General features: G+C 64.7%; 14 protein-coding genes and 1 pseudogene. 11 read left to right on the top strand and 4 right to left on the bottom strand.

Translation table 11 applies throughout. The annotated features are described in order from the left end of the window. Positions 1–66 precede the first annotated feature (66 nt). The 9 genes from rseP to CAL13_RS12270 all read left to right on the top strand — a co-directional run bounded on the left by rseP (position 67) and on the right by CAL13_RS12270 (position 9,523). Positions 67–1,401, top strand: a complete 1,335-nt coding sequence (rseP, locus tag CAL13_RS12310) for an RIP metalloprotease RseP (protein ID WP_086072547.1) — start codon at positions 67–69, stop codon at positions 1,399–1,401. A 134-nt stretch (positions 1,402–1,535) separates the two neighbouring features. Then, positions 1,536–3,869, top strand: a complete 2,334-nt coding sequence (gene bamA, locus CAL13_RS12305; RefSeq protein WP_086057649.1) for an outer membrane protein assembly factor BamA — start codon at positions 1,536–1,538, stop codon at positions 3,867–3,869. Positions 3,870–3,970: 101 nt separating this feature from the next. Next, positions 3,971–4,528, top strand: coding sequence for an OmpH family outer membrane protein (locus CAL13_RS12300; protein ID WP_086057648.1), 558 nt, complete (start codon positions 3,971–3,973; stop codon positions 4,526–4,528). Between the two features lie 7 nt (positions 4,529–4,535). Continuing rightward, positions 4,536–5,630: a UDP-3-O-(3-hydroxymyristoyl)glucosamine N-acyltransferase gene (gene lpxD / locus CAL13_RS12295; RefSeq protein ID WP_086057647.1), complete on the top strand. Its 1,095-nt coding sequence runs from the start codon at positions 4,536–4,538 to the stop codon at positions 5,628–5,630. Between the two features lie 60 nt (positions 5,631–5,690). Further along, positions 5,691–6,149, top strand: coding sequence for a 3-hydroxyacyl-ACP dehydratase FabZ (fabZ, locus tag CAL13_RS12290; RefSeq protein ID WP_086057646.1), 459 nt, complete (start codon positions 5,691–5,693; stop codon positions 6,147–6,149). Continuing rightward, entirely contained in the window at positions 6,150–6,944 is a 795-nt protein-coding gene (gene lpxA, locus CAL13_RS12285; protein WP_086057645.1) for an acyl-ACP--UDP-N-acetylglucosamine O-acyltransferase, read from the top strand. Continuing rightward, positions 6,941–8,137: a lipid-A-disaccharide synthase gene (lpxB, locus tag CAL13_RS12280; RefSeq protein WP_086057644.1), complete on the top strand. Its 1,197-nt coding sequence runs from the start codon at positions 6,941–6,943 to the stop codon at positions 8,135–8,137. Before lpxA ends, lpxB begins: the two co-directional genes overlap by 4 nt. After that, positions 8,124–8,735, top strand: a complete 612-nt coding sequence (gene rnhB / locus CAL13_RS12275; protein ID WP_086057643.1) for a ribonuclease HII — start codon at positions 8,124–8,126, stop codon at positions 8,733–8,735. The genes lpxB and rnhB overlap by 14 nt, the downstream gene beginning before the upstream one ends. Next, complete coding sequence (locus tag CAL13_RS12270; protein WP_086057642.1) at positions 8,732–9,523, top strand: TrmH family RNA methyltransferase; 792 nt, start codon at positions 8,732–8,734, stop codon at positions 9,521–9,523. Before rnhB ends, CAL13_RS12270 begins: the two co-directional genes overlap by 4 nt. A 26-nt stretch (positions 9,524–9,549) precedes the next feature. On the opposite strand, the pseudogene CAL13_RS21660 reads toward CAL13_RS12270, so the two are convergent. From CAL13_RS21660 to CAL13_RS12260, 3 genes and pseudogenes are all read right to left on the bottom strand, one after another. Continuing rightward, positions 9,550–9,690, bottom strand: a pseudogene (locus CAL13_RS21660) (LysR family transcriptional regulator); the annotation flags it as partial. Next, the gene (locus CAL13_RS12265) at positions 9,687–10,859 is read right to left on the bottom strand and encodes an MFS transporter (RefSeq protein WP_086072546.1); all 1,173 of its coding nucleotides are present in this window, start codon (positions 10,857–10,859) and stop codon (positions 9,687–9,689) included. The gene CAL13_RS12265 and the pseudogene CAL13_RS21660, both read right to left, overlap by 4 nt. Further along, positions 10,856–11,260, bottom strand: a complete 405-nt coding sequence (locus CAL13_RS12260; protein ID WP_086072545.1) for an NAD(P)H-dependent oxidoreductase — start codon at positions 11,258–11,260, stop codon at positions 10,856–10,858. The genes CAL13_RS12265 and CAL13_RS12260 overlap by 4 nt, the downstream gene beginning before the upstream one ends. A 144-nt stretch (positions 11,261–11,404) precedes the next feature. Between CAL13_RS12260 and CAL13_RS12255 the strand changes: the two genes are divergently transcribed. After that, positions 11,405–11,794 carry an ArsR/SmtB family transcription factor gene (locus CAL13_RS12255; RefSeq protein WP_086057639.1) on the top strand — a complete coding sequence of 130 codons (390 nt, stop codon included), beginning with the start codon at positions 11,405–11,407 and terminating at the stop codon, positions 11,792–11,794. Between the two features lie 41 nt (positions 11,795–11,835). Here the strand turns inward: CAL13_RS12255 and ppsR are convergent, their stop codons facing one another. Next, positions 11,836–12,669 carry a posphoenolpyruvate synthetase regulatory kinase/phosphorylase PpsR gene (gene ppsR / locus CAL13_RS12250; RefSeq protein ID WP_086057638.1) on the bottom strand — a complete coding sequence of 278 codons (834 nt, stop codon included), beginning with the start codon at positions 12,667–12,669 and terminating at the stop codon, positions 11,836–11,838. A gap of 158 nt (positions 12,670–12,827) precedes the next feature. Here ppsR and ppsA point away from each other — a divergent pair, with 158 nt between their 5' ends. Next, on the top strand, positions 12,828–15,191 hold the full coding sequence (gene ppsA / locus CAL13_RS12245) for a phosphoenolpyruvate synthase (protein ID WP_086057637.1): 2,364 nt from the start codon (positions 12,828–12,830) through the stop codon (positions 15,189–15,191). The last annotated feature ends 4 nt before the right edge of the window (positions 15,192–15,195 follow it).

Below are 15,195 nucleotides of genomic sequence, written 5' to 3'. Positions count from 1 at the left end.
TCCCGTCCGTCAGGACGCCTGCCGCAAGGCGACACGGCACGCCTCATCCAATACGGTATTCGTTCCATGCTTTTTACCCTGCTGGCCTTCGCCGTCGCGCTGGGCATTCTGATCACCTTCCACGAGCTCGGCCATTACTGGGCGGCGCGTCTGTGCGGCGTGCGGGTGCTGCGTTTTTCCGTAGGGTTCGGCAAGGTGCTGCTGCGCCGCGTCGATCGCCACGGCACGGAGTGGGCCGTTTCCGCGATCCCGCTGGGCGGCTATGTGAAGATGCTCGACGATCCGCCTGCCGGCGCCACGCCTGCGCAAGCCGCGGAAGCCTTCCATCCGCAGCCGGTGGGCAAACGCATTCTCATCGTGGCGGCCGGGCCGGTGTTCAACCTCATCCTGGCGGTTTTCCTGTATGCCTGCCTGAATCTGGCCGGCGTGGAAGAACCGGTCGCCCTGGTCGCGCAACCCGCCCCGGCCACGGCGGCGGCGCAGGCCGGCTTCCAGGGCGGCGACCGCATCGTTGCGATCGACGGCGAGCCCGTATCGTCCTGGAACGACGCGCGCTGGCTGCTCATGGACCACATATCCAGCGGCGGACGCGTCAACATCGACGTCCAGTCGGCTCAGGGCCAGCCCCATGAACGCGTGTTGACGCTGGGCCAGAGCACGCTCGACCCGTCGCAGGGCGACCCGCTGGCGGCGGCCGGCCTGCGCCTGCAGGAACCCAAGCCCGTCGTGCGCGGCGTCGTGCCGGGCAGCGCGGGCGAAGAGGCGGGCCTGCGCGCGGGCGACGTCATCCTGTCCGTAGCCGGACAGCCCGTGGCCGATGTCAGCGGCGTGGTGCGCATCGTGCAGCAGCATGCGGGGCAGCGTCTGCCCGTGGAGGTCAGCCGCGAGGGCGCGCAGGTTACGCTGGGCGTGGTGCCTCGCGCCGAGCGCATCGCCACCGGCGAAACGGTCGGCCGCATCGGTGTGCAGCTGGGCGGCGAAGTGCCCATGGCCACGGTGCGCTATGGGCTGGGGGAAAGCCTCTGGCGCGGCGTCACGCGCACCGCCGACACGGCCTGGTTCTCGCTGCGGATGATGGGCCGCATGATCACCGGCGCGGTTTCGTGGCGCAATATCAGCGGGCCGGTCACCATCGCCGATTACGCGGGACAGACGGCCCGGGTCGGGCTGGCGGCCTATATCGCGTATCTCGCGCTTATCAGCATCAGCCTGGGCGTGCTGAACCTGCTGCCCATTCCGATGCTCGATGGCGGCCATCTGCTGTACTACCTGATCGAAATCGTGCGTGGCAGCCCGCCGCCGTCCCGGTGGCTGGACATCGGCCAGCGCGCCGGCCTGGGACTGCTTGCGGGCCTGATGGGGCTCGCGCTTTTCAACGATTTCGCCCGCCTGTTCACCTGACTCCCCGCCGGCGCCATATCCGCGCTGGCGGCGGCCCGTGCCGGGTCGCCTTTCCCTTAGGCGGGTTCTGCCTTAAAATCCACCGCCATTTGCACCATCAACTCCGCCATTTGGACCACCAAGGATCGCCCAGGATGTTTTTTCGCTGGATGTTTAAGCCCAAGAAGGGTATGTGGGCGGGCCTTATCGCCATGCTGTTGTTGCCGGCGCTGGCTCATGCCTTCGATCCCTTCGTCGTCAAGGACATTCGCGTAGAAGGCATCCAGCGCATCGATGCCGGCACGGTTTTCGGTTATCTGCCCTTCAAGGTGGGCGACACGTTCACCGACGAAACCGCCACCGATGCCGTGCGGCGGCTGTACGGCAGCGGCTTCTTCAGCGACGTGCGCATCGAGACCAATAACGACGTCGTGGTCGTCGTGGTGCAGGAGCGCGCCACCATTGCCTCCATCACCTTCAATGGCATGAGGGAGTTCGACAGCAAGGCGATCCTGGATTCGCTGCGCAATGTCGGTTTCGCCGAAGGCCGCATCTTCGACCGTTCCATGCTGGAACGCGCGGAGCTCGAACTCAAGCAGCAGTACATGTCCAAGGGCAAGTACGGCGTGGAAGTCACTTCCACCGTCACGCCGCTGCCGCGCAACCGGGTCGGCATCAGCTTCGATATTTTCGAAGGCGAGGTTGCCCGCATTCGCGAAATCCATTTCGTGGGCAACAAGGCCTTCTCGGAAAGCGAGCTGCTGGACCAGATCCAATCGACCACGCCGGGCTGGCTCACGTGGTACACCGACACGGACAAGTATTCCCGCGAGAAGCTGGAAGGCGACGTCGAGCGCATCCGTTCCTTCTACCTGGATCGCGGCTACCTCGAGGCGGTGATCGAGCCGCCGCAGGTCACGATTTCGCCGGATCGCAAGAATATCTACATCACCTTCACGCTGCACGAAGGCGAGCCCTATAAGGTGCGCAGCGTCAAGCTGGCCGGGAACCTGCTGGGCCTGGACAAGCAGATCGAATCGATGGTGCAGATCAAGGCCGGCGAAACGTTCTCCGCGGCCAAGACCAACGATAGCGCCAAGGCGATCACGGACTACCTGGGCGAACTGGGGTATGCGTTCGCCAACGTCAATCCCAATCCCCAGCTGGATCGCGCCAAGCACGAAGCCGACCTGACGTTCTACATCGATCCGAGCCGGCGCGTTTACGTTCGCCGCATCCAGATCGGCGGCAATACGCGCACCCGCGACGAAGTCATCCGGCGCGAAATGCGCCAGCAGGAAGCCGCGTGGTACGACGCCGGTGACATCAAGATGTCGCGCGACCGTGTCGACCGTCTGGGCTACTTCAATGACGTGAACGTGAAGACCGATCCGGTGCCGGGTTCGCCCGACCAGGTCGATGTCAACGTGGACGTCAAGGAAAAGCCCACCGGCATGCTGAACCTGGGCGTAGGCTACGGGTCCACCGACCGCGCGATCCTCAGCGCCGGCATCAGCGAAGACAACGTGTTCGGCAGCGGCACCAACCTGACCCTGCAGCTGAATACCAGCAAGCGCAACCGCGCGGCGGTTCTCTCGCACACCGATCCGTATTGGACCAAGGACGGCATCAGCCGCACCACGTCCCTGTACTACCGCCAGACCGAACCGTTCATCGACAACGATGGCGAGTACAAGGTCAAGACGATGGGTCTGGGGATGAACTTCGGCGTGCCCATCTCGGAGTACGACCGGATCATCCTGGGCGGCGCCTTCGAGCGCAACGTGGTGGACTTGGACAACAGTTCGCCGCAAGCCTACAAGGATTACGTAAGCGAGTATGGCGACGGCACCAACGCGTTCATCTTCACCGCCGGCTGGAACAAGGACACCCGCGACAGCGCGCTGGCGCCGACCAAGGGCTACTTCACCAAGCTGCAGGCCAACGTCTCGACGATGGATCTGAAGTACACCATGCTGTCTGCGCAGCAGCAGTACTACCTGCCGCTGGGCCGCAGCTATACGCTGGCGCTGAACGGCATGATGGACTGGGGCCAGAGCTATGGCGGCAAGGACTTCCCGGTGATCAAGGACGTGTACGCCGGCGGCATCGGTTCGGTGCGTGGCTACTCCGGCGCGTCGCTGGGTCCGCGCGATGCCGTTACGGGCGACTACCTGGGCGGCGCCCGCCGTATCGTGGCCAACGCGCAGCTGTATCTGCCGTTCCCTGGCGCCAGCAAGGATAAGACGCTGCGCTGGTTCCTGTTCGCGGACGCCGGCCGCGTGCAGCCCGGCAACGGCCTGACCTGCACGGCCGGCAAGAACAACGACGAGGTCGATGATCCTTGCGGATGGCGCTATTCGGCCGGTATCGGCCTGTCCTGGCAGTCGCCGCTGGGGCCGCTGCAGTTGTCCTACGGACGTCCGCTCAATGCGAAGTCGGGTGACGACACGCAAAGCTTCCAGTTCCAGATCGGCACCGGTTTCTAAACGCAAGCCAAAGGTGGCGGGATGTTTCCGGCCGCCTTTTGGGCCGCTGGTTTAGTGGCACAATAGCGATTTGCTTGACCTTATCGGAAGGTGAAATTTTCATGATGTCTATTTTCGTACGCAATCTGTCCCGTTCATCGCGCAAGGCCTCCGTCAAGCTGACGAGCGTGCTGGCGCTGGCGGGCGCGCTGCTGCTGGGCGCGTCGTACGCGGCGCCGGCGGCCGCGCAAGGGACGAAAATCGGCTTCGTCAATACGGAACGCATCCTGCGCGAATCGGGGCCGGCGCGAGCCGCCCAGTCCAAGATCGAATCCGAATTCAAATCGCGCGATGCCGAGCTGCAGCGCATGGCGACCAACCTGCGCGCCCAAGCCGAAAAGTTCGACAAGGACGCCCCTGTGCTGTCCGAGTCGGACCGCGCCAAGCGTCAGCGCGAGCTGAGCAATATGGACACGGACCTGCAGCGCAAGCGCCGTGAATTCCAGGAAGACTTCAACCGTCGCCGCAACGAAGAGTTCTCGGCCATCGTGCAGAAGGCCAACGCGGCCATCAAGAATATCGCCGAAAAAGAGAACTACGATCTGATCGTTCAGGATGCGGTGACCGTCAGCCCGCGCGTGGATATCACTGACAAAGTGATCCAGGCCCTGGGCAAGTAAGTCGCCCATGCCGGTTCTGCTGGATTCCGCCCGCGCGCCGTTGCTGGACGAGCTCTTAGCGGACACCGACACCCAGGGTTTGACGTGGCAGATCAGCGTCCCGCCAAGCGGGACGCTGCCCCGGATACAAGGGCTTGGCACACTCGCCACGTCTGGTCCCACCGAAATCAGCTTCCTGTCCAACCCTCGCTACCAAGGCCAGTTGCAGTCCACGGGAGCGGGCGCTGTCATCGTGTCGCCCGACGTGGAGCAGGCGCTGGCCGCCTCGACGCCCGCGCCTGGCTTCGTCCGCGTCGTTGCCTCCAATCCTTATCTGCTGTACGCCCGCATCGCGCAATGGTTCGACAGGGCGCGGCGGCCGTCGTTGCCGGCGGGTGTCCACCCTACCGCTGTGGTGGCCGATGATGCCGTCCTTGAACCGGGCGTGCGCGTCGGGCCGCACTGCGTGGTGGAATCCGGCGTGCGCATTGGGCCAAATACGGTGTTGGGGCCGGGATGTATCGTGGGTGCAGGGTCATCGATCGGGGCCGACGGCTTGTTGCACGCCCGCGTTACCTTGTATGCGGGCGTAACGGTCGGAGCGCGCGTCATCATTCATTCGGGCGCTGTGCTCGGGGCGGATGGTTTCGGGTTCGCGCCGGACCCGGCCCGGGGCAGGGGCGCATGGGGCAAGATTCCGCAGTTCGGCGGCGTAAGCGTCGGGGACGATGTGGAAATCGGCGCCAATACGACCATCGACCGGGGCGCGCTGGAAGACACCCAGATTGGTGACGGCGTGAAGCTCGACAACCAGATCATGGTGGCGCACAACGTGCGCATCGGCGCGCACACCGCCGTCGCAGCCTGCGTGGGGATCGCGGGATCCACCACGATCGGGCAGCGGTGCACCATCGGCGGCGCGGCCATGCTGTCCGGCCATCTGACGCTGGCCGATGACGTCCATATCTCGGGCGGCACCGCGATCACCTCGAACATCTCCAAGCCGGGCCGTTACTCGGGCGTGTATCCGTACGCCGAGCATGGCGACTGGCAGCGTAACGCGGCTGTCATCCAGCAATTGGGGCAGCTGCGCCGCCGTGTAAGGGCGCTGGAACAAGGATAAGATGACGTGCCGGGCAGGCCCGGCGCGCGCCAAGAAGTTTCGCAATGCAGGAACATACTCATGGAACTCGACATTAAGGGGATCCTGGATCGCTTGCCGCATCGCTATCCGATGCTGCTGATCGACCGAGTGATCGATATCCAGCCGGGCAAGTCCATCGTCGCCCTGAAAAACGTCTCGATCAACGAACCTTTCTTCACGGGGCATTTCCCGCACCATCCCGTCATGCCGGGCGTGCTGATTCTGGAAGCCATGGCCCAAGCCGCCGCCTTGTTCTCGTTCTCGGACGAGGCCGCGCTGAAGAACGACGATGCCGCGGCATCGACGGTGTATTACTTCGTCGGCATCGATGGCGCGCGTTTCCGCCGCCCCGTCGTTCCTGGCGACCAGCTTCGCATCGAAGTGGATGCCGAGCGGCTCAGCCGCAGCATCTGCAAGTACTCGGGACGTGCCCTCGTGGACGGCCAACTGGTCGCCGAGGCGAAACTCATGTGTGCCATCCGCAGCCTGGAAGCATAAATGACCGGTCACATCCATCCCACCGCCGTGGTCGATCCGGCCGCAGAGATCGACAGTTCCGTCGTCATCGGCCCGTACAGCATCATCGGACCGCAGGTCCGCATCGGCGCGGGGACCGAGATTGGACCGCATTGCGTCATCGACGGCATCACTACCATCGGCCGGGATAACCGCTTCTACCGGTATTGTTCCATCGGCGGCATGCCGCAGGACAAGAAGTACGCCGGCGAGCCGACGCGGCTGGAGATCGGCGATCGCAATACCGTGCGCGAGTTCACCACCTTCAATACCGGCACCGTGCAGGACGCTGGGGTGACCACCATCGGCAGCGATAACTGGATCATGGCCTATGTGCATATCGCGCACGATTGCCATGTCGGCAGCAACACGATCCTGGCCAACGGCGTGCAGCTGGGCGGCCATGTCTCGGTGGGAGACTGGGCCATTCTGGGCGGCCTGACGGGGGTGCATCAATTCAGCACCATCGGCGCGCACAGCATGACTGGCGGCAACAGTTCGCTGATGCAGGATACGCCGCCCTATGTGCTGGCGGCGGGCAATCCCTGCCGGCCGGTGGGCATCAACGTGGAAGGCCTGCGCCGCCGCGGCTTTTCTGCGGCCGTCATTTCGGCGCTGCGCGATGCGTACAAGGCGATCTACCGGCGCGGCCTGACGCTGGACGAAGCGCGCGCCGAGCTGCGCGAACGCCAGCGCACCGAGCCGGAGACGCACGAGGTCCTGCAAGTGATGCTGGACTTCCTGGACAAATCGCGCCGCGGCATCATCCGGCCGTGAACACGCGTATCGGCATGGTGGCCGGCGAACCCTCCGGGGATCTGCTGGCCGGCCGCATTATCGATGGACTGCGGCAACGGCAGTCGTCCGTCATTTGCGAAGGCATCGGCGGCCCCCAGATGCAGGCGCGCGGTTTCGATAGCTGGCATCCCATGCACGCCCTGACGGTGTTCGGCTACGTCGACGCCCTCAAGCGCATTCCGGGGCTGCTGGCGATCTACCGGGACGTCAAGCAGCGCATGCTGGCGCGGCCGCCCTCGGTATTCGTGGGCATCGATGCGCCGGATTTCAACCTGAAGCTGGAATTGCAGCTGCGGCAGGCCGGTATTCCCACCGTGCATTTCGTCGGACCTTCCATCTGGGCATGGCGCTACGACCGCATTCACAGGATCCGGCAGGCGGTCTCCCACATGCTCGTGCTGTTTCCTTTCGAGGTGGATATCTATCGCAAGGAAGGCATCCCGGTGACCTACGTCGGCCATCCGCTTGCGGGCGCGATTCCCATGGAGCCCGACCGGGCTGCCGCGCGGGCGCGGCTGGGTATCGACCCGGGGGCGCGCGTGCTGGCGATGCTGCCGGGCAGCCGGTCGTCGGAGATCCGCATCCTTGCTCCGCGTTTCCTGCAGGCGGTGCAACGCATCCAGGCGCGCGACCGCGGCGTCCTGTGCGTCGTACCGATGGTCAATGCGACCCGGCGGGCGGAGTTCGAGAGCTTCCTCAGGCAGTATCCCGTCGATAACCTGCGGGTCGTAACCGCGGCCGACGTAATCCACGACGGCGCCCCAAGCGGGACCCCGGTGGCCTGGTCGGTAATGGAAGCCGCCGACGCGGTGCTCGTCGCCAGCGGTACCGCCACCCTGGAGGCCGCCCTGTACAAGCGGCCCATGGTTATTTCCTATGTTTTGTCTCCGTGGATGCGGCGTATCATGGCGTGGAAGTCGGGGCAGGAGCGACCGTACCTGCCATGGGTGGGGCTGCCCAACGTGCTGCTGCGCGACTTCGCCGTTCCCGAACTGCTGCAGGACGACGCCACGCCGGAGAAGCTGGCCGAGGCCACGTGGCAAGCGTTGACCGACGCCGCGCATGCAGCGCGCGTGCGCGAGCGCTTCACGGCCCTGCATGCGGATCTGCTGCGCGACACGCCGGCGCTGGCCGCGCAGGTCATCAGCGAGGTAGGCCGTGGATCAAGCTGACATGTTTGGCGACGAGGGGCTGATCGACGTCGTGGTCGCGGGCGTCGATGAGGCCGGGCGCGGGCCTCTGGCGGGCGCCGTGTACGCCGCCGCAGTCATTCTCGATCCGGGCCGGCCGATCGACGGACTCGCCGACTCCAAGGTGCTGCCGGCCGCCAGGCGCGAGGAACTTGCCCTGGAAATTCGCGAATGCGCGCTGGCCTGGTGCGTCGCCAGCGCCAGCGTTCAGGAAATCGACAGCTTGAATATCCTGCGCGCCACCATGCTTGCAATGCAGCGCGCGGTAAGCGGGCTGGGCATGAAACCCGGCCTGGCCCTGGTGGACGGCAACCAGGCGCCGCGCCTGCCGGGATGCGGCGTGAAGACCGTGATCCAGGGCGATGCTCTGGTGCCGTCGATTTCGGCCGCCTCCATTCTTGCCAAGACTGCCCGCGATGCGGACCTGGTGCGCCTGCACGGACTCTATCCCCATTACGGCTTCGACCAGCACAAGGGATACGGTACCGTCATGCATCTGGAGCGCTTGCGCGAGCACGGACCATGTCCCGAGCATCGGCGCAGCTTCTCGCCGGTCAAGGACTTGCTGATCCGCCTATGAAACACATCGCCTCGCGCGAGAACCCGCTGGTCAAATCGCTCTACCGCGTGGCATCCGCGTCGGGCCGGCGCGAGTCGCAGGTTCTGCTCGATGGCGTGCATCTGTGCCAGGCGTGGCTCAGGCATTACGGCCCGCCGGCCAGGGCATTGTTCGACGCGGCGCGCCTGGATCGCCCCGAGCTGGCGGACCTGGCCGCGGCGCTGCCCGACAACGTATGCGTCAGCCTGGAATCGCGGCTGCTGCAGGGTCTGGCCAGCGTGGAAAGCGGCCAGGGCGTGGCTTTTCTGGTGCACCCGCCACAGCCGCCGCTGCCGGAACGCATCGAAGAATCGTGTCTATTGCTCGACCGCGTGCAGGATCCCGGCAATGTCGGGACGCTGATACGCACCTGCGCGGCCGCCGGCATACGGCGCGTGCTGTTGTCCGAAGGCTGCGCTTCAGCCTGGTCGCCCAAGGTGCTGCGCAGCGCGCAAGGGGCGCACTTTGCCGTGGCCTTGCATGAAAAGGTGGCGTTGGAGCAGGCCTTGCCGCGGCTGGCCGTTCCGGTGGTCGCCACGGCGCTGCAGGAATCGATTTCGCTCTACGACGCCAACCTGCCGCCGGTGTGCGCCTGGGTATTCGGCCATGAAGGGCAGGGCATCGCGCCGGCACTGCTGCGCGCGGCCTCCCTGCGCGTGCGCATCCCGCACGATACTTCGGCGGTGGAATCGCTGAACGTCGCCGCCGCTGCCGCCATCTGCCTGTTCGAACAGCGCCGGCGGTTCCCCGGCGTGGCCGGCGGCGAGTAGCCCCAGACCCGTGTCGCCCTGATGGGCTCCTTGGTGGCGCGTGCCAATGGCGGCTGTTCGATATGCAGTTTCTCCGCCACGCGAGCGAAATGCAGTTCCTCAGAGACGGCCAGAAAGCAGCGACGAAGATGGCAAGCTCCATGCGCCTGCCCTTCGCGATGGTTCAGCCGTTTGCCTGTCGCGCAGCCCAAATACCCCCGGCCAGCGCAGCGAGAGTCAGCACCACCGCAAACGATGTCGCGCCGGCCGCCAAGCCCACGGCATCCACCAGATATCCAGTTGCCACCGGCAGAATGCCCGCCGGAATGTAGCCGCCGATGTTGAGCACCGCATTGGCCTGGGCGCGATGACTGTCCGGGACGTGCAGGCCGATGAGGGTCAATCCCCCCAGTTGGCCCAACCCCTGGCCCGCACCGGCAAGCAGCGCGGACACGATCAACGCGAGCACAAGGGAAGCGTGGATTGCCAGTGCCAATCCCGCCATCGACAGAACCGTGGCCGCCGCGCTGGCGGCGAAGATGCGGCGTATCGGCCAACGCCGCACCGCGAACTGCACGCTGGTGGCTGTCAGGAACATGATGCACGCCATGCCGCCGGCCAGCAGCGGACTGCGCACGTCGAGCAGGTTCGACAACAGCGAAGGCCCCAACGCCAATACGAAAGACGTGGCGGTGATGCCAGGACCGAAGGTGGCGATGCCGCACGCGACCTGGCGCCGATTGGCCTGTGGCACCGTAGGCAGGCGCAGCCGCTTGGGCTCGGACGCGATTGGGCGCTGCAACGGCAGCCGCCAGACGATGGCCAGCGCGCTGAGCAACACCAGCGCCTCGATGCCAAAGATCGGGATCACCGGCTGCGCCAGTGCCTGCGCCAGCCCGCCGGCCAGCAGCGGCCCAAGTCCCGCTCCAAGGACCATCGCCACCGATGCCAACAGGGCCGCCTGCCGCTTGTGGTCAACGCCGCCGACATCGACCACTGCGGCCATGCCCGCCGAGACGATCACGCCGACCGCGATACCGGCCAACAGCCTGCCGACGGTCAGCATCATGACTGAGGCCGCGCCTGCGAACAGCAGGCAGGCCGCCAAGGCCGCCAGCAGTCCCGGAATGAGGACCAGCTTGCGTCCATGACGGTCGGAAAGCTGACCGGCGATCAGCAGCGTCCCGAGCAGGCCCGCGATATAGAGCGCGAAGATGACGGTGAGTGTGCCCGACGAGAAACCGAGCTGCTGTTGCCAGTGCACATACAGCGGCGTGGGCGAGTTGGACAGCATGAAGACGGCCGTCACGACCCAGGCTGCGCTCCACAGCGAAGTTGCGGCTGGCGCGGCTTTCATCGGAAAGCCCTCCCACCGTGCTGCACATGGGTACGCCCGTAGCGCCCGTGCTTTCGGTAGTCCTCCGGCTTCGACCAGGTGGACACGGCGATACCCAGTTGCCTGCCTTTGAGCGCATCCGCGCCGGGGCCACAGGCCCAGCCATGTTCAAGGACGACATCCAGCCATTTCTTCAACAGCGGCGGGCAGTTGTACCAATGGAAGGGGAATTGCAGAACGATACGGTCATGGGCCAGCAGCAGTTGCTGTTCGGCCTGCACGTCAATCGCCTCGTCCCGGTAGCGACCGTACAGATCATGCACGGCGATGGCCGGCGCCTGCTGCAAGGCGGCAATCCACGCAGTATTGATGCGCGACTGGGATAGGTCTGGGTGGGCAACGATGACCAACGGGTCGGACACGACAGGCTCCTATACGAGTTTTTTCGTACTATAGCGCAGTTCGATAAAACTCGTACAGGACAAGGCTTGCGCGCACACGGGTTCACTGACCGGCTGCGGAACAAACCTGTTCGATAAATCTCGTACAGTTGCTACAATCGGTCCATGCGCACTCCCAGAAAAATCGAATCGGTCGAAGCAGGTGGCGAACCCGCCGACTTGCCCGATCCGCTGCCGGAACCCGCTATCGCGGACCTGCGGCTCGAGACCATCCTCGGGGCGCTGGCCGATCCCCTGCGCCTGACCATCGTGCGCAAGCTGATGCTGGAGGCGCAAGCGTACGACCATCCATGCGGCTGGTTCGGATTCGACCGACCCAAGTCGTCGCTGACTCACCACTTCAAGGCGCTGCGCGAGGCGGGGGTCATTCGCCAGCGGCAATATGGGCTGGAGCGGCGCAGCCGGCTGCGCAGCGAAGACCTCGAAGCGCGCTTTCCCGGACTGCTCGCACTGGTGGCCAACTGGCAACCGCCGCCTGGCAAGAATCAGCGGTAGCACCTCGCTGCGCGCCTTCGGAAGGCGGGCAAGCTGTGGCCTCAATAGGTCCCGCGATCCAGACCCACTTCCTGAAGCACGGTCGTGGAGATTTCCTCGATGGATTTGGTGGTGGTGGACAGCCACTCGATGCCTTCGCGCCGCATCAGCCGCTCGGCTTCGGCGACCTCGTAGCGGCACTGTTCCAGCGACGCATACTTGCTGTTCGGGCGGCGTTCGTTGCGGACCTCGGCCAGGCGCTCGGGCTGGATCGAAAGGCCGAACAGCTTGTCGCGGTAAGGCACCAGGGTGGAGGGAAGGGCGCCCCGTTCGAAATCGTCCGGCACCAGGGGGAAGTTCGCGGCTTTCACCGCATATTGCATGGCCAGGTAGAGGCTGGTGGGGGTTTTGCCGCATCGCGATACCCCGACCAGGATCACATCCGCCTGTCCGAGGTTTGTAACGAACTGTCCGTCGTCGTGCGACAGACTGAAATTGATGGCGTCGATGCGGTTGCGGTATTTCTCGCTGTTGGCCGCCATATGAGAGCGGCCGATCGAATGGCTGGACTTCAGCCCGAGTTCCTGCTCGATATGGCTGACAAAGGTTCCAAATAGATCCAGGAAGATACCATTTGCCTGTCGGACACGCGCCATGATTTCCGGATGCACCAAGGTACTGAAGACGATGGGTTGCATGCCGGTCTCGGCCGCGTTGCGGTCGATGCGCAGGGCGGCTTCCTCGGCCTTTTGCAAAGTGTCGACAAAAGGCAGGCGGATCTGGCGGAAATTGACGTTCTCGAACTGCGCCAATACCGAGTGGCTGAACGTCTCGGCCGTGATGCCGGTGCTGTCCGACACGATATAGACGGTGCGTTCGATAGGGGGGGTGGTCATATGTAAAAAATTCCAACGAGGCAGGAGGGAAGGCGGACCCGACCGGGTACAATCAGCCCCCGATAAGTCACCCCAATGCGGTCCCAAGGCCAGTTTGGCCAGCGCGCTTTCGCGCCTTGACCAAACTCGCTTTCATTCCATTGTAAAAGGTGACTTCAATGTCGTACGTCGTTTCGTTCGAGCAGCTCCGCATGGCGGATGTGGACTCGGTAGGAGGCAAGAACGCATCGTTAGGTGAAATGATCAGCCAGCTGTCGGGCGCCGGTGTGCGCGTGCCCGGCGGTTTCGCGACCACGGCCCAGGCATTCCGCGATTTTCTCAGATCGTCCGGGCTGGACAAGCGCATTGCCGATCGTCTCGCCTCCCTCAATCCCGAAGATGTGCGTGAACTGGCGACCGCCGGCGCGGAAATCCGCCAGTGGATCATCGACGCGCCTTTCTCGCCCGAATTCGAAAAGGAGATCCGTACCGCCTTCGCCGCGCTGGACGCGGACGGAAAGGGCTCGTTCGCCGTGCGTTCTTCCGCGACCGCTGAAGATCTGCCGGATGCATCCTTCGCGGGTCAGCAGGAAACCTTTCTGAACGTCGTCGGCATCGACGACGTGCTCGACAAGATCCGTCACGTTTTCGCCTCGCTGTACAACGACCGCGCCATTTCCTACCGCGTGCACAAGGGCTACGCCCACGCGGACGTGGCGCTGTCCGCGGGCGTGCAGCGCATGGTGCGCTCGGACAAAGGCAGCGCGGGCGTGATGTTCACCATCGACACCGAATCCGGCTTCAAGGACGTGGTGTTCATTACGTCCTCGTACGGCCTGGGCGAGACCGTCGTCCAGGGCGCCGTCAACCCGGACGAGTTCTATGTCTTCAAGCCCACGCTGGAGAAGGGCCTGTATCCCATCGTCGGCCGCCGCATCGGCTCCAAGCTGATCAAGATGGAGTTCGACCCCGAGCGTCCGCAGGGCCGCGCCGTGCGCACCGTCGACGTGCCGGTTTCCGAGCGCAATCGCTATTCGCTGACCGATGACGAAGTGACCGAACTGGCGCGCTATGCGGTCATCATCGAGAAGCACTATGGCCGCCCCATGGATATCGAGTGGGGCCGCGACGGCGTGGACGGCAAGCTTTACATTCTGCAGGCGCGCCCCGAGACCGTGAAGTCGCAGCAAAGCGCCAACGACGTGCAGCAGCGCTATCGCCTGAAAGCCACCGGCAAGGTGCTGGTGACGGGCCGCGCCATCGGTCAGAAGATTGGTTCCGGCCCCGTGCGCATCGTGGCCGACGTGTCCGAGATGGACAAGGTGCAGCCGGGCGACGTGCTCGTGACGGACATGACGGATCCCAATTGGGAGCCGGTGATGAAGCGCGCTTCGGCCATCGTGACCAACCGCGGCGGACGTACCTGCCACGCGGCCATCATCGCGCGCGAGCTGGGCATTCCCGCGGTCGTGGGTTGCGCCACCGCCACGGACGACCTGAAGGAAGGCCAGAAGGTGACGGTGTCGTGCGCCGAGGGCGACGAGGGCCGCATTTACGACGGCCTGATCGAAACCGAGGTCGAGGAAGTGCGCCGTGGCGAGATGCCGCCCATCGACGTGAAGATCATGATGAACGTCGGCAATCCGCAGCTGGCCTTCGACTTCGCGCAGATCCCGAACGAAGGCGTGGGCCTGGCGCGGCTCGAGTTCATCATCAACAACAACATCGGCATCCATCCGAAGGCCGTGCTCGACTATCCCAATGTGGATCCCGAGCTGAAAAAGGCCGTGGAATCCGCGGCGCGCGGCTACGCCAGCCCCCGGGCCTTCTTCGTGGAAAAGCTGGCCGAAGGCATCGGCACGATCGCGGCGGCCTTCTGGCCGAAGCCGGTCATCGTGCGCCTGTCGGACTTCAAGTCCAACGAATACCGCAAGCTGGTGGGCGGTTCGCGCTATGAGCCCGAGGAAGAGAACCCCATGCTCGGCTTCCGTGGCGCGTCGCGCTATATCGCCGAGGAGTTCGCCGAGTGCTTCCGTATGGAATGCGAGGCGCTCAGGCGCGTGCGCGGCGATATGGGGCTGACGAATGTCGAAATCATGGTGCCCTTCGTGCGTACGCTGAGCCAGGCCGAGCGCGTCGTCGATCTGCTGGGCCGCAACGGCCTGGTCCGCGGCGAAAACGGGCTGAAGCTGATCATGATGTGCGAGGTGCCGTCCAACGCCATCCTGGCCGAGCAATTCCTGGAGTACTTCGATGGTTTCTCGATCGGCTCCAACGATATGACGCAGCTCACGCTGGGACTGGACCGCGATTCGGGCATGGAGCTGCTGGCCGCGGACTTCGATGAGCGTGACGAAGCGGTGAAGTTCATGCTGCGCCGGGCGATCCAGGCCTGCCTGTCCAAGGGCAAGTACGTGGGTATCTGCGGCCAGGGCCCCAGCGATCATCCCGACTTCGCGCAGTGGCTCAAGGACGAAGGCATTCTGTCGATGTCCCTGAACCCGGACACCGTCGTCGACACCTGGCAGCGCCTGGCCGGCTGAGCGC

Source organism: Bordetella genomosp. 9 (assembly GCF_002119725.1).
Classification (GTDB): domain Bacteria; phylum Pseudomonadota; class Gammaproteobacteria; order Burkholderiales; family Burkholderiaceae_B; genus Bordetella_C.
Note: the sequence above shows the minus strand (reverse complement) of the source record. Positions and strands in the feature narration are given on the sequence as shown.